The following is a 14,833-nucleotide window of genomic DNA, read 5'->3' on the forward strand; positions in this document are numbered from 1 at the left end:
ACAATTTTCTGCCCACCTACTGTTTGACGCAACGACTGGGATCCGTCAGCGAAGCTCCATCACACATCTGGCACCTGACCGATTGCCACCGTCCTGCCATTGCCCTAGCCGGGCGCCCCCTAGCCAGGCACCGGCGCCTGTTCGTTCAAAAGCCCCTCGGTACGCAATTCGGCCCAAAGCTCGGCCGGTATTTCGTGCGCCATTAGTGCCATGTTCTGCTGCACCTCATCCGGAGAAATTGCGCCAGGGATGATGCACTTGACGGCCTCATGTCCAAGCGGAAACTGAAGCGCGGCTGCGGCGAGCGGCACATTGTGGCGCGCACAGACAGCTTCGATCCGGCTGACGCGATCCATGATTTCGGGCGGGGCTAGCTCATAGTTATAGCGTGCGCCTTCGACAGCGCCGGTAGCAAGAATGCCTGAATTATAGGGCCCGCCCAACATGATCCCCATGCCGCGCTCAACGCAGAGCGGGAGGAAAGCTCCCAGTGCGCCTTGTTCAAGCAAGGTGTAACGACCGGCTAGAAGGAAGAAATCGAATTCTCCTGCATTCGCGAACTCCATGCAGATGTCGACCTCGTTGATACCGACGCCGATAGCCTTGATCACCCCCTGATCACGCAACTCGTGCAGCACTTTGTAGCTACCCTCCATCGCTTGCTTGAAATAGAACTCATAGGCCTCGCGTGTGCCGTGCGTCCAGATATCGCAATCATGAATGATCAGGCAGTCAATGCTGCTGATCCCCAGACGCGCCATGCTTTGGTCAATAGAACGCAAGGTACCGTCGCGCGTGTAGTCGAATTTGCGGTTGAATTCGAGGCCGCCGGTAAAGCCATCTCGATCCAACGGCTCATCCTCAGTTGGTGGCACGAGATACCGACCGACCTTTGTCGACAAGATGTAGCTGTCACGCGGCTTCTTGCGTAGCGCTGCACCCGTGCGATGCTCGGAAAGACCCGAGCCGTAGTGTGGCGAAGTATCGAATAATGTCAGCCCAGCCTCATGCGCGGCAACGACGGTTTCAATCGCCACGTCATTGTCGTGCTGCTTGTACTGATCCCCAATCGGACCACCACCGAACCCCAATATTGAGACATCCAGTCCGCTTTTGGCACTCAGCTTTCGTGTTGAATTAGGATTCAATGCAATTCCCCTGTTCTTTATCTAACTGACATTAATCGGATGAACGATATCGAAGCCGCAAACTGGACGATTTCGGTTTTTCCTGCAAGCCACCCCCCGAACGATCTTGACCATCTCGGTCATGTCGTCTGAGTTCATCAGCTCTACCTGCTGACCCCCTACCTCATGCGCTCAGCCACCAGAGCAATCAGCTCATTGTGGTCGGCATCGAAAGAACGGATGCCTTCTGCCAGTTTCTCCGTCGCCATGGCATCGGCGTTCATCTCCCATCGAAATACACACTCGTTCATTGATACGGGAGTCATTCCGCTTGCTGCTGCAGGGGACAGGACACGCGGCAGAACAGATTGGTCGTTTTGCAATTCATCCAGCAATTTGGGCGCAATGGTCAGCTGGTCGCAGCCTGCCAGTGCCTTGATCTGGTCGATGTTCCGAAATGAGGCGCCCATCACTATCGTATCGATTCCGTTCGATCGGTAATAATCATAGATGCGCCTCACGGACTGCACGCCCGGGTCCTCTTCAGGTGAATAACTATCTCGGCCCTCGGATTTTTTGTACCAGTCTGTGATCCTGCCGACGAAGGGTGAGATCAGGAACGCCCCGGCATCCGCGCAGGCGATAGCCTGAGCCATCGAAAACAGCAGGGTCAGGTTACAATCGATCCCCTTGCTTTGAAGGATTTCGGCGGCGCGAATGCCTTCCCAGGTCGATGCCAGCTTGATCAGGATGCGTTCGCTGCCAATGCCTCGCTTGGCGTAGTCCGCGATGATCTCTTGTGCGCGATCAACCGACGCCTGGGTATCGAATGACAGCCGTGCGTCGACCTCGGTCGAGACCCGTCCTGGCACCAACGCCGTCAGCTCAGCGCCGAGCGCAACGGTCAGACCATCTACCACACCTTCCGGACTGCGACCCGTTTTAGCTCCTGCCTCGATCTCACGCGCGACAAGCTCTTCTGCAGCAGGATCCCTCAGTGCAGCGAGCACCAGTGACGGATTGGTGGTGCAATCGACCGGGCTGTAGGTCTTTATCGCCTCAACATTACCTGTATCTGCGACCACGACGGTCATCTGTTTGAGTTGCTCTAGTACAGTCTGCATTTTTGTATCTCCGAAGATCGCTCAGTGGCTGATCAGGTGTCTTGCACGGGCGATGATTGCATCCCGGGTGATCCCTAAATATAGTCTTGTTTCAGTTAATCGGTTAAACGTAGCGATTGACAATATTCTCAAGCTTCTCCTGCCGTCCCGATCGAGGCTGAGGATTGATGTCATTCTTCAAGACATGCGCCTCGATGCCTTCAAGCCCCATGGACCCATCGAGCATCCGTGCCGAGGTCTCCTCATTCCAACCGGCATAACGTTCTTCCAGAGGAGAGGACAAGGCTTTGTCCTCGATCATCGCAGCCGCAGCCTTGAGACCTCTGGCACAACAATCCATACCGCCGATATGGCCTATCAGCAAATCATCAGCTTCAATCGACTGTCGTCGTAACTTGGAGTCGAAGTTGGTCCCGCCACTGGCGAAGCCGCCACCCTGAAGTACCTGATAATAGGCCAGAGCCATTTCTGGAACGTTATTGGGGAACTGATCCGTATCCCAGCCTGACTGGTAGTCATTCCGATTCATGTCGATTGAGCCGAATATGCCCAGGGCATTGGCCAGTGCCAGTTCATGTTCGAAGGAGTGACCGGCCAGAATCGCATGGCCCTGTTCGATATTGACCTTCACCTCGTTCTCCAGACCAAAGCGCTGCAGAAAACCGTAGACGGTTGCCACATCAAAGTCATACTGATGCTTGGTAGGTTCTTGAGGCTTCGGCTCGATCAGAATGGCGCCTTCATAACCGATCTTGTGTTTGTACTCGACCACCATATTCAGGAATCGACCCATCTGATCCAGCTCTCGCTTCAGATCGGTATTGAGCAGCGTCTCATAGCCTTCACGACCACCCCACAGTACGTAGTTTTCGCCCTTGAGCTTCTGTGTAGCATCCATACAGGTCTTGACGGTCGCTGCCGAATACGCAAACACGTCCGGATCAGGGTTGGTTGCCGCACCACTCATGAAGCGACGATGAGAAAACAGATTGGCCGTACCCCACAGCAGTTTTACACCGCTGGCATCCATTTTCTCGCCCAGATAGTCTGTCATGACTTGCAGATTGCGCGTGTTCTCGGCAAAACTGTTGCCATCAGGACGCATATCCAGATCGTGAAAACAGAAATACGGTACGCCCAAAGCGGTAAACATCTCGAAGGCGACATCCGCCTTGAGCCGTGCATCATCCAGAGACTCTCCGAACCAGGGACGTTCAAACGTCTGCCCGCCAAAAGGATCGCTGCCCGGCCAGGCAAAGCTGTGCCAGTAACACGCAGCGAATCGCAGGTGCTCCTCGAGTCGCTTGCCCAGCACCATCTCGTCGGGCTGGTAGTATCGAAAAGTCAGCGGGTCTGTGCTGTCGGGCCCTGCATAGGGAATACGTTCAATATCACCAAAAAATCCAGTACTCATGTGTATTTTCCATCAAGCTTGTGAAAGGGGAATGCGCCAATGATTCGGCGTATTAAAGGGGTGTCACTTTGCTGTGACTTTCCATGCGCCAGTTGCATTCAAGTGTGCGCACATCGCCTGTGACGTCCACGGTGGTTTGCAGTTTGATATTGCCGCTGGACGCACCGACCATCAGTTCGAATTCGCCAGGTTCAACAATACGTACACCCGATGAACCGGTAAAGTTGAGCATGTCCACCGGTATGACGAATTCCACTCGGGCTGCAGCGCCGGCATCCAGCTGAATACGGCTGAAACACTTCAGCTCCTTGACGGGTCTTACCAGCGATGCCAGCTTGTCACGAACATACAACTGCGGCACCTCGAAACCCGGTCGCTCACCGACATTGCGCACCGTGACCGAGAGACGCACCTCACCCGTATTGATGTCCACCTTTTGTGCGCCCAGCTCAAGATCGCTGTATTCGAACTGCGTATAGGACAGGCCGTGGCCAAAGGGATATTTACTACCAAAGTGCCGGGCAATGGGCGTACCAGAGCTCTTGAACTTGTGATTGTAGAAATAGGGAGAGGCACCCGCACTACGGGGGATAGACAAGGTCAGACGGCCCGAAGGCTCTACCGCGCCAGTCAACACGTTGGCCAGGGCATTGCCCGCTTGCTCGCCGCCAAAAAATGCCATGACCTGAGCCGCCAGCCTGGATTCCTGACCACCCAGGTTATAGGGACGGCCACTGGTCAGAACGACCACGACCGGCTTGCCCGTCTCCACAATGGCGTCAAGCAGCGTCTGCTGTACACCAGGCAGGTCCAGCGTGTCGACATCCGATCCTTCGCCAACGGTACCGGTCTGGAAAATACCTGACAGATCCCCCACACAGACCACTGCAATATCAGCAGCTTGAGCTGCGGCAACCGCCTCTTCCACAAGATCCAGGCGCGTTGAAAGCGGTGATGCGATGTCAAGATCCGTGTTATCGGTGATATCTCCGGGGAATACCGGCGCACCAGCGCCGCGCTCTTCAATGATGTAGCAGCCTTGTGCAAAGCTGACGCGTTCCTCACCGCAGGCATTCTGCAAGCCTGTCAGCAAGGTCACCACGCTGGCTGTACTTTCCACTTCATCCTGATTGATCAGGTGAACGGGCATGGCGTAATCACCCAGCAGAGCCAACGGATCGTTGGCAGTGGGCCCGATCACCGCGATGCGAGCAGAGCCACTCAAGGGCAGCACGCCGTTATTGTCCAGAATAGTGACCGCCTGCTCAGCGACTTCTCTGGCTAGTTCAACGGCTGCAGGTGTGCGCAAGGCAATGGCCTCTTCATCGGTATAGGGTTTTTCAAACAATCCCAATCGCATTTTTTCCAGTAATACCCGGCCTACGATTTCGTCAATTGTTTCCATTGATATCAGGCCACTATCCATCGCTTCTTTCAGGTGAGTGGCACACTCATCGCCTGGCAATTCAACATCCAGGCCTGCATTGAATGACAAGGCAGCCGCCTCGGCGCTGCTCGCCGCAACCCCGTGATGCGAATGGAGCAGACTGACTCCAATGTAGTCGGCAACAATCAGCCCATCAAAACCCCATTCATCACGAAGCACCTCTGTCAATAGATGCCGGGATGCGTGCAGCGGCTCATTATCGATATCGTGATAGGCAGGCATGACAGAGCCAGCGTTGCCAAGTTTCACGGCCATCTCGAATGGCAGCATGAAATCGTCGTTCAGTTCACGCCAGCCCAGATGCACCGGGGCGTGGTTTCGTCCGCCCTCGCTGAAAGAATGACCCACATAATGTTTCAAGGTGGCCAGCACCTGACGCTCTTCACCCTGTAATCCCTGAACATAACGGGTGGCGAGCAAACCGGTGTGATAAGGGTCTTCACCAAAGCATTCCTCGGTTCGGCCCCAGCGCGCATCACGAGCAACATCGAGAACCGGTGCCAGGCCTTGCCTTGCACCCACTGATAAACACTCCGCCCCAATGGCTGCGCCCACCTTTTTAATCAATTCAGGATTCCAGGTGGCCCCGTAAGCCAGCGAGGATGGGAATATCGTCGCATCACGCGCCATCAATCCCGACAGGCACTCCTCATGCGAGAGCACGGGAATTCCCAGACGAGTGTCCTCTACCATGAATTTCTGCAGTCGATTCAATGCACGCACACCCTGTCGAGGCTCTACGCTGCGAGTGCCCAATGGCCGCGTAATCTGCCCCAGACCCATTGCCAGCATTCGCTTCACGGCATCCTCTTCACAGCCACCCGTGAATCGATCCGTACGAATCTTGTGATCGCCGTTCTCATCCAGAAATAACCAGCCCGCGTGCATCTGAGCAATCTTCTCCTCCAGCGTCATTCTGGAGAGCAGATCCTCGACCCGAGTGCTGATAGGCAGATTTGCATTTTGATAGGGATTCATGGCAGCAGATTTATTGGGGAAAGGGAGTTTCAGGGTTGGGATTGAGTTGGAAATACCAGGCAGCCGTGCATACAAGCAGCACTGTCAATACACCAGTAATTGCACTTAACACAACAATGTCCCTCTGAATTCAGAGGGCTTACTGACTATTTACAGACGCAATCCATCGGCATCGAACAGGTGAAGATGCTCAGCTTCAGGGGTCAGAAACACGCGACTGCGAGTGGCAAGATGCCGATGGCCAGAGAGACGAACCGTCATTGGCCCCAGCTCATCTGACTGCACATAGGCCACGGTGTCACTGCCCAGATTCTCCACCACAAGCACTTGGGCAGGCCACTGGCCACTTGATTCGTCAAGACTGATGTGTTCCGGACGAATGCCAACGCTACCGATGTCTTCCCTGCCAATGGCCTTACCCGGCAGCAAATTCATCTTGGGTGAACCGATGAAAGTGGCAACAAACTCACTGCGCGGCTTTTCATAAAGCTCCATCGGTGGTCCGACCTGTTCGATCCGTCCAGCGTTCATCACCACTATTTGATCAGCAAGCGTCATGGCCTCTACCTGATCATGGGTGACATAGACCATGGTTGCCGTGAATTGTTCGTGCAGTTGCGCAAGCTCAACACGCATCTGTGTGCGCAGGGATGCATCCAGATTTGACAGCGGCTCGTCGAACAGAAACACTTTGGGCTCGCGCACGATAGAGCGCCCTATGGCGACGCGCTGGCGCTGACCTCCGGATAGAGCGGCAGGCTTTCGATCAAGCAGTTGCTCCAGGTGTAATATCCGCGCCGCCTCGCTAACCCGCTTCTCACGCTCGGCCGCAGGCACTTTTGCCAATCGAAGGCCAAAATCAATATTCTGTGCCACCGTCATGTGTGGATAGAGTGCGTAGGATTGGAACACCATCGATATGCCTCGCTCACACGGCTCATCCCGGGTGACATCGCGACCGCCTATGATGACCTGGCCGGCACTGGGTTGCTCAAGACCGGCAATAATGCGCAGAAGCGTCGATTTGCCGCATCCGGAGGGGCCCACAAGCACCGTGAATGAACCCTCGGGGATGTCCAGGTCAAGACTGGGAATGACTTCCACCGACCCGAAACATTTGTTGATTTTCTGTAGCTGTACGTCAGCCATGTGATTTCACTCCTGTGATACAGGCGGTAGGGATAAATGAAAGCGATATTGGGGGTCTGCTGCAGACAGGTACAAGACTCATCCTTTCACCGCGCCACCGGTCAAGCCGGCCACGATGTACTTCTGCGCGGCCAGAAAAAACAGGATGGCAGGCAGGATGGTGAGCGTTACAAAGGCCAGCACCAGATTCCAGTCAGTCAGGTATTCGCCACGGAACTGCATCATGCCCAGCGGCCAGGTGAACGCCTCACGCGAATTGAGAACCACCAATGGCAGTAGAAAGTTATTCCAGCTCTGCACAAAAACAAAGGTGCCGACTGTGGCCAAAATGGGCGTAGACAGAGGTAGCGTAAAGCGCCAGAAAAAGCGCACATAACCACAACCATCAACGTAGGCCGCTTCAAACAGCTCCTTGGGCAACTGCTGAAAGAAGGTACGAAAAAGCAGAATGGCAAGACTTAACCCGAAGGCTGTCTGTGGCAGGATCACGGCCCAGTAGGTGTCCAGTATGCCGATGTCACGCACTTTGATGAACAAGGGAAGAATGGCTGTGGCAAACGGAAACATCAACCCCAGCAGCAAGTAGGAAAACAACATCCGTGAACCGAAGAACCGGATTTGTGCGAACACATAGGCTGCCGCGGCACCGACCAGCAAGGTCAGAAACACGCATGAAAGCGAGATCACCAGAGAGTTGAAAAGATAGCGCCAGAATTCTGGACTACTGACAATGCTGGCGTAGTGCTCGAGTTGCCATGTTTCAGGCAAACCAATAGCGTTGGTGCGTATTTCGGCACTGCTCTTGAAGCCGCCCAGCACCGTAGCCACCAAGGGCCCCAGTACAAAGGCCGAAACCACGCACAATATGGCAATCCTGGCTAATTGACGGAAAAATTGCACCTGATTCATGATTGTGGCTCCTTCTTGAACGCTATTCGCTGATAGAACACCGCAATCAGTACTGCAGACAAAAAGAGAACAACGCCCACCGCACTACCAAATCCGATCTTCAGGCGAGTGAGTCCAAACGTGTAGAGGTAGGTAACAATCGTATGGGTGGAATTTGAAGGCCCGCCATTGGTGAGCGGTATGATCACATCAAAAACCTGCAAGGCACCAATGATGGCAAAGAAGGCGCTGACCAGAATTGCCGGCTTGATCAGTGGAATCTGCACATGCTTGACGATATCCAGTGGTTTTGCCCCCTCGATTCGTGCGGCCTCCAGCAGATCATCAGGCACTCCCTGTAAAGCTGCAATGTAGATCATCATGTGAAATCCGAAGTACTTCCAGACGATTACCGTCATGATGGCAACAAATGCCCAGTCTCGATCAGCCAATAAAAAGTAAGGCTCAGTGCCCATCGCCTGCGTCACACTTGCGCTGACTCCGTAATTTCCATCGAAGATGAAACTCCAGATAAGCCCGGCAGCAATCTCGGCAAGAATATAGGGCAGAAAGAAAATCAGGCGAAAGGCGGCATTGGTCGGTGTCTTTCTATAAATCAGTAATGCAAGTCCCAGCGCCAGCGGCATCTGAATCACCAGCGACACCACCACTATCTTGACCGTATTGCCAACGGCTTGATGAAAGACCGAATGTCCAAACAGGCGTTCGAAATTTTGCAGGCCAACCATGTCAACTGGCTCGCCATAACCGTTCCAGTCAAAAAATGCATACCAGCCGGATTCACCCAGTGGCACAATGACAAACAGGCTGAACAAGATGAGAGCTGGCGGCAGCAACAACATGATGGCGGCAAAGCGCCCGTTGGTGAGGCCGCGCCGAAGTCGCTCGACAAGCGTTTCCGACGCCGGTCCCTGTTGCGTAATTGACATGCGTGACTCCATCAAAGGCGAATTTAAACGCACGCCGCCCAGCTATCAGGGCGACACACGGATTGGGTAGAACTCAAAGCAACCTGTGCGGTGAACGTGTCCACCTGCGCAGGTTCTCGACAGGCGAGAACCTGTATTTGCTACAGGTTCTCAGCCGCGGTGAGGCTTAACGAAAATCCCAGGCTTCCTGAACCTGCTCTGCAGCTTGCTCGGGTGAGATCACCTCGGCAGCCAGATCCGCGGATATGTCGTTCACTGTGGCTCCGACAGAGGCGCCAAGATACTGGTCCAGAAAAACCTGATGGTAGGTGGAGTTAGAAAGATCTTCGGCAATCTTCTTGAAGTAAGGATTGGCAATACCCTCGTCAGCACCGTCGGTTATCGGAATGAAGATTCCCAATTCGGCGGCCTTGCGCTGATTTTCCTGCTCAAGCATGAATTCCAGATAGACCACGGCCTCATCAGGCGCATCTTTTGACACCGCCCAGCCATTGATGCCCCCCAGAGTGACGCTTCCATCCTTGTCAGCACCGCCTTCAACAACAGGAAAACTGAAAACAGCCAGATTTTCATCATTCAAAGGGGCACCTTGTTTGGCTTGATCCTGTATGGCGGAATAGGCCCATTCACCCATCAGGCGAAACGCACCCTTATCGTTGCTGAACAGTGTGGTGGCGGTCTCGAAGGTGGTCGACATGAAGCCTGGTTGAAACGGTTCGAGTTCAACCAGTTGCTGAAATTTCTCACCCGCCTTGATAAAGGGCTCGGCCATGAATCCCTCACCCTCACCGCCGGTAGCATCCAGCAACGTATGCGACCCGCCCTCGCGGATGGCCAGATAACTCCAATAGAAGTGCAGTGGCCACTTATCTTGCCCACCGACAACGATAGGAGTAATGCCGGCAGCCTTTACTGTCTTGACGGCAGCCAGGAAGTCCTCCCATGTCTTGATGCTGGCAGGATCCACACCGGCTTTCTCAGTCAGCGCAGTATTGGCCCAGAAGACCACCTCGGCGGCGTACAGAGGCATCCCCACAAGCTCACCATCGACTCGGTAGGCCTCCACCATGCCCTCCGGAATCGTACTCAGGGTCTCTTCGCTGACAAGGCTGGATATATCGCGAAGAAATCCGGCTTCTGCCTGTTCAACCAGAGTAAGGCCTGACCAGCTATAGAAAACATCCGGACGTGAATCCGACTGTAGCAAGGTTGGCAGCTTTGTCTTGAACGCTTCGTTGGCAATGTATTGCAGGTTGATCTTGACGTCCGGATTGGCCTTCTCATAAGCGGCTGCCATATCGGCGTAGTAGTTCTTCTGCACTTCATCGGCGAGTTCGACCCGCAATACCGAGACTTCTGTCTGCGCCATCGCTGTGGAGGACAGCAACATGGCTGTCAGCACTGCTGTGGGGAATTTCATGTTCATTGCACTCTTCCTTTTAGTAGTTCCACTAGTCGACAACATCATTTGAGGCATCGAAAATAACACATATTTGATGTATTGCAATCATTTACAACCTTAAAACACATCATTTATTCTCTCAATTATATTTTCCTGACGAGTATTTCGACTAGAATGGTAGTCATGAGCAAATTGACAATACGGCAGATTGCCGAGCGTGCGGAAGTCAGCACAGCCACCGTGGACCGAGTACTACATGGTCGTTCCAAAGTCAGTGAGAAAACCCGAATCAGGATCGAAGACGCAGTCAAGGAACTGAATAACAACAATATTCCAGAACTTTTCCTACAGGCTGCGAAAGGCTGCTATCGATTCAAATTCCTGATTCCCGACCGGCAGAGCAACTTCGTTGCTGACATGGAGCGCTCGCTCATGCTAGCCACAGCCGCACTCTATGACGTGGATATCACCTGCGATCTTCACCGCATCTCATTTTCTGATGGAAATGACCTCATTGAAGCACTCGATAACATCGACCCGGACGAATATCAGGGCGTAGGGGCGTTTGCCATTGATGCGCCCGGTGTCAAACAGGCCATAGGCAGAGCGGTTGAACGCGGCGTCAACATCGTCACGCTGGTGTCTGACATTCCCGATTCAGCGCGGCACCACTTCGTGGGTATCGACAATGTGTCTGCCGGTCGCGTGGTTGGCAATCTGATGGGGCGATTCATCGGAGCGCAGGATGGCAAGGTTGGCGTGATTACAGGCTCACTGAGAATGCGCGACCAGATGGATCGCTTTTTTGGCTTTCGCCAGATCATTGAGGAGCGCTTTCCACAGCTTCAGCTGCTCACGGTCTCCGAATGCAACTCAGATCCGGAATTGAATCGGATCGCCACCAGCGAGCTGCTGCAGAACGAGCCGCAACTACTGGGGCTCTATTCCATTGCCGCAGGCAACAAGGGCATCCTGCAGGCACTGGATGACACCGACAAGTCGCCCGTTGTCATCATGCACGAGCTGTCCGACCCGGTTCGCAAGGCCGTGGCCAAAGGACAAGTGGATGCGATCATTTCCCAGAATACCGATCACATCGCGCGCAGTGCCATGCGCGTTCTACGCGCCTATTACGAAGGCAAGCCAATCGTTGAATCGCAGGAACGAATTCGTATGGATATATTATTGGCGGATAATATTTATTGAAGAGCCGTTAACTTTGTACCCCGCTTTCTCTAACTAGTGTCTCGATAATAGGTTGTCCGCAGAGAGAGAGAGAGAGTTCTCGTCTACCGTTTCCCACGCCTGTTACTGGCCACGCCTCATGTGCTGTTCAAGTGTTTTGAAGAGTGCCGCGTTTGAGCTCGGCTTGGCGACAACAATGAAATACATGTCATGCTCAGAGTGCTGGGTCATTTTTTTCATTTAGATGCATGACTGTCTGATGTTTGTAACAGTATTTGTAAACAGCAACTTCAGAGAATGCCAGTCATGACAATACACACCCATTCGCTAGCATCGAAGCGTCTTGTAGCCAAAACGTTCGGAATGATCGCACTCACCAGTTCAGCCATGATGATTGCCCCATCTGTCATCGCCAAAGAGGTCACTGCTGAGCTAAAAGGTGTGGATGGTGGGACTTTGGGTGAGATCACCTTCATTGAAGTCAGTACCGGTGTTCAAATCAAGGCCAATCTGCAGGGTATGTCCTCTGGGGCACATGCTTTTCACATCCATGAGACCGGCAAATGCAATGCAGCTGACGGGTTCGAAAGTGCTGGCGGGCATCTTGCAGCTGGCAAGGAGCACGGCTTTCTGGAAGACAAAGGACCACACGCCGGTGACATGCCTAATGTGCATATTCCAGAGTCAGGCGAGCTGACAATCGAGGTGCTGAATACTTCAATTTCGATGGGCTCTGAGGGTTCTGCCGCCCTCAATGATGTAGATGGTTCAGCCCTTCTCCTGCATGCCGATGCAGACGATTACAAGAGTCAGCCGTCCGGAGATGCAGCTGCACGTATTGCCTGTGCGATCATCGCTGAACCCTCTTCTTGAATTGCAGCGCTTTAAAGCTGTTACAGGTCGGGCGGATGCTTTTTCTAATCTCACCCGTAGAGATATACAAAGCCCATATCTCGATTTACAGCTAGTCAATCGGACGACCAGAGAGATTATATCGCCATTGACTGTAACAGCCCACCTTACTCCTATACTTTTTCCAGCCATTCAAGACTTGTGATTCAAATCACAGCGTGACTATCATGAGGAAGAGCCACTAGCACAAAGGAAAAGCAAGCCATGGCCTCACGAAAAAAGACAGTCACGAAAAAAGTGTCCGGTAAAAAAGCGTCATCCAGCCGAAAGAGCGCATCGAATTCGACCGGCAAGTCCTCTGGAAAATCGGAACCTGGGAAGAAGCGATCACCAGCAACGGAACGCGCACCGACACTGCCCGCTCGAATCTATGCACAGGCATCCGTTCTCTCGATTGGTGGGCGGTCAATGTTCGATGCAGGCTTCGGCATTAACGCTGAAAACGTAGCCGATTATCTATCGGAAGAGGCGTTGTTGAGTAGTGCTGTGGCACAACTACAACAGGCCGGTTTTGATGTTCTGCAGGTGTCGGGCGCCATGATCAATATTGCGGGCTCTGCCAAAGTTTTCGAGCAGGCATTCGGCGCACCGATTGAAGTGCATCAACGTGAAGTCATAAAGCCATTCAGCAACTCCACCGTGGCTGAATTCCTGGACAGTCCGAACTGTGACATGCCGGGTTTGATTGCCACTCAGAACAGCGCCTTCGGCAATGTGCTTGAAGGTGTCGCCCTCGAAGAGCCACGCTATTACATGGCCCCCAACGCCACACCGCCGAATCCTGGCTACTGGCATCTGGACGTGCCCAATGGGGTTTCCATGGGCTGCAATGCAGGTCCGGCACACCGCGCTGGCATCACCGGTCGTGGCGTGGTTGTCTCGATGGTCGATTCGGGATTCTACCGACATCCGTTTTTCGCTGCACACGGCTATCGTGCAGACAATGCCTTGCTAGGGCCCGGAGCCAGCAATGCCGCCGACGATGAAAGTGGCCATGGAACTGGCGAGTCTGCGAATATCTTTGCACTTGCTCCCGATGTGCGGCTGCGACCGGTCAAGATGAGCTTCGTCAACAGCATCGGCAGCTTCGACATGGCCGTCGGCCTCGGTCCGGATATCATCACTTGTTCATGGGGATCAGATCTTCGTAACGGTTCGCTGTCTGCCGCAGATATTGCATTGGGCAACGCTGTAGCCACTGCAGTCGCCTCTGGCATCACGGTCATCTTCTCTGCCGGTAATGGTCACTGGGGGTTTCCCGGGCAGCATCCGGATGTCATCTCGGCAGGCGGTGTTTTCATGGACAGCGATGGTTCATTGCAGGCATCTGACTACTCGTCCGGTTTCATGTCCAATATCTACTCGGGACGGCGAGTCCCAGACCTTAGTGGGTTGGTAGGCATGCAGCCGGGTGCTCGGTACATCATGCTGCCAGTACAACCGTTAGATGAAATCGATCGGAACAGCGCCGGTGGCACACACCCCAATGGTGATGAGACAACGAGTAATGATGGTTGGGCGGCATTCAGCGGTACCTCAGCGGCAGCCCCTCAACTAGCAGGTGCTGCGGCACTGGTGAAACAGACTTGCCAGCGATTGACGCCTGCCCAGGTTCGCGATGTGTTGCAACGTACGGCAACGGATGTCACGACCGGCCAGACACACGGCAATACCGGGCCCAACGTTGCACATTGCGGTGTCGACGAGGCTACTGGTCACGGCTTGGTTAACGCGCATCGGGCAACTATTCTTGCACGCATGCACTGCCGAATTGTGAGTCCTGTAACGCCGACCCTACCACCCGTCCGGCCTCCGATTGTACTACCCATACTACCTCCCGTCCGGCCTCCAATCGTACAACCCGTACTACCTCCCATTCGGCCGCCTATCGTGCAACCAATCCAACCTCCTATCTTTCCACCGATCGTGCCGCCAATACAACCTCCTACCCGGCCACCGATCGTGCCGCCGATTCAACCACCAATACGCCCCATCAGGCCGATACAACCTATAGTTCCCATACGGCCGATAGGACCGGTAATCAATCCACAACGGACAGCGGACGAGCTCGATAATGCAATGGCGGTCGCACAACAGCAGGCTTATCAGCAGGGTTATGAGCAAGCCTTGGCCGATGCCCAGATACCTCAAGCGAGTGAGGACAATGGTGATATTGCACCACTCGACGAGGCTGACCTTGATGAACTCGAGGCCATGGTGCGCGACGGCATGATCGATCCTGGCGATATCTGAATCG

11 protein-coding genes are annotated in these 14,833 nt (G+C 53.9%); 3 read left to right on the forward strand and 8 right to left on the reverse strand.

What is annotated here, in order from left to right; translation table 11 throughout:
* Positions 1-119: 119 nt before the first annotated feature.
* From IMCC3135_RS19190 to IMCC3135_RS19225, 8 genes are all read right to left on the reverse strand, one after another.
* The gene (locus IMCC3135_RS19190) at positions 120-1,148 is read right to left on the reverse strand and encodes an aldo/keto reductase (RefSeq protein WP_205737613.1); all 1,029 of its coding nucleotides are present in this window, start codon (positions 1,146-1,148) and stop codon (positions 120-122) included.
* Positions 1,149-1,306: 158 nt separating this feature from the next.
* Positions 1,307-2,251, reverse strand: coding sequence for a transaldolase (tal, locus tag IMCC3135_RS19195; RefSeq protein ID WP_088919073.1), 945 nt, complete (start codon positions 2,249-2,251; stop codon positions 1,307-1,309).
* A 103-nt stretch (positions 2,252-2,354) separates the two neighbouring features.
* Positions 2,355-3,665: a xylose isomerase gene (gene xylA / locus IMCC3135_RS19200; protein WP_088919074.1), complete on the reverse strand. Its 1,311-nt coding sequence runs from the start codon at positions 3,663-3,665 to the stop codon at positions 2,355-2,357.
* A 52-nt stretch (positions 3,666-3,717) separates the two neighbouring features.
* Positions 3,718-6,090, reverse strand: coding sequence for a glycoside hydrolase family 3 N-terminal domain-containing protein (locus IMCC3135_RS19205; RefSeq protein ID WP_088919075.1), 2,373 nt, complete (start codon positions 6,088-6,090; stop codon positions 3,718-3,720).
* A gap of 150 nt (positions 6,091-6,240) precedes the next feature.
* The gene (locus IMCC3135_RS19210) at positions 6,241-7,239 is read right to left on the reverse strand and encodes an ABC transporter ATP-binding protein (RefSeq protein WP_088919076.1); all 999 of its coding nucleotides are present in this window, start codon (positions 7,237-7,239) and stop codon (positions 6,241-6,243) included.
* Between the two features lie 78 nt (positions 7,240-7,317).
* The gene (locus IMCC3135_RS19215) at positions 7,318-8,148 is read right to left on the reverse strand and encodes a carbohydrate ABC transporter permease (protein WP_088919077.1); all 831 of its coding nucleotides are present in this window, start codon (positions 8,146-8,148) and stop codon (positions 7,318-7,320) included.
* Positions 8,145-9,077, reverse strand: coding sequence for a carbohydrate ABC transporter permease (locus IMCC3135_RS19220; protein WP_088919078.1), 933 nt, complete (start codon positions 9,075-9,077; stop codon positions 8,145-8,147). The genes IMCC3135_RS19215 and IMCC3135_RS19220 overlap by 4 nt, the downstream gene beginning before the upstream one ends.
* A 166-nt stretch (positions 9,078-9,243) precedes the next feature.
* A complete protein-coding gene (locus IMCC3135_RS19225; protein ID WP_088919079.1) occupies positions 9,244-10,503 on the reverse strand; it encodes an ABC transporter substrate-binding protein in 1,260 nt (419 codons plus the stop codon).
* A 159-nt stretch (positions 10,504-10,662) separates the two neighbouring features.
* On the opposite strand from IMCC3135_RS19225, the gene IMCC3135_RS19230 reads away from it, so the two are divergent.
* The 3 genes from IMCC3135_RS19230 to IMCC3135_RS19240 all read left to right on the forward strand — a co-directional run bounded on the left by IMCC3135_RS19230 (position 10,663) and on the right by IMCC3135_RS19240 (position 14,829).
* Entirely contained in the window at positions 10,663-11,685 is a 1,023-nt protein-coding gene (locus IMCC3135_RS19230) for a LacI family DNA-binding transcriptional regulator (RefSeq protein WP_169727493.1), read from the forward strand.
* 285 nt (positions 11,686-11,970) lie between these two features.
* Positions 11,971-12,537 carry a superoxide dismutase family protein gene (locus IMCC3135_RS19235; RefSeq protein WP_157736129.1) on the forward strand — a complete coding sequence of 189 codons (567 nt, stop codon included), beginning with the start codon at positions 11,971-11,973 and terminating at the stop codon, positions 12,535-12,537.
* A 243-nt stretch (positions 12,538-12,780) separates the two neighbouring features.
* Entirely contained in the window at positions 12,781-14,829 is a 2,049-nt protein-coding gene (locus IMCC3135_RS19240; protein ID WP_205737614.1) for a S8 family serine peptidase, read from the forward strand.
* Positions 14,830-14,833 lie beyond the last annotated feature (4 nt).

This window comes from Granulosicoccus antarcticus IMCC3135 (assembly GCF_002215215.1).
In the GTDB taxonomy this organism is placed as follows: domain Bacteria; phylum Pseudomonadota; class Gammaproteobacteria; order Granulosicoccales; family Granulosicoccaceae; genus Granulosicoccus; species Granulosicoccus antarcticus.

What these genes read in the sequence shown, in the direction of transcription:
- tal (WP_088919073.1), bottom strand. Translation starts at nt 2,251, where the DNA reads ATGCAGACTGTACTAGAGCAACTCAAACAGATGACCGTCGTGGTCGCA.
- xylA (WP_088919074.1), bottom strand. Translation starts at nt 3,665, where the DNA reads ATGAGTACTGGATTTTTTGGTGATATTGAACGTATTCCCTATGCAGGG.
- IMCC3135_RS19205 (WP_088919075.1), bottom strand. Translation starts at nt 6,090, where the DNA reads ATGAATCCCTATCAAAATGCAAATCTGCCTATCAGCACTCGGGTCGAG.
- IMCC3135_RS19210 (WP_088919076.1), bottom strand. Translation starts at nt 7,239, where the DNA reads ATGGCTGACGTACAGCTACAGAAAATCAACAAATGTTTCGGGTCGGTG.
- IMCC3135_RS19215 (WP_088919077.1), bottom strand. Translation starts at nt 8,148, where the DNA reads ATGAATCAGGTGCAATTTTTCCGTCAATTAGCCAGGATTGCCATATTG.
- IMCC3135_RS19220 (WP_088919078.1), bottom strand. Translation starts at nt 9,077, where the DNA reads ATGTCAATTACGCAACAGGGACCGGCGTCGGAAACGCTTGTCGAGCGA.
- IMCC3135_RS19225 (WP_088919079.1), bottom strand. Translation starts at nt 10,503, where the DNA reads ATGAACATGAAATTCCCCACAGCAGTGCTGACAGCCATGTTGCTGTCC.
- IMCC3135_RS19230 (WP_169727493.1), top strand. Translation starts at nt 10,663, where the DNA reads ATGAGCAAATTGACAATACGGCAGATTGCCGAGCGTGCGGAAGTCAGC.
- IMCC3135_RS19235 (WP_157736129.1), top strand. Translation starts at nt 11,971, where the DNA reads ATGACAATACACACCCATTCGCTAGCATCGAAGCGTCTTGTAGCCAAA.
- IMCC3135_RS19240 (WP_205737614.1), top strand. Translation starts at nt 12,781, where the DNA reads ATGGCCTCACGAAAAAAGACAGTCACGAAAAAAGTGTCCGGTAAAAAA.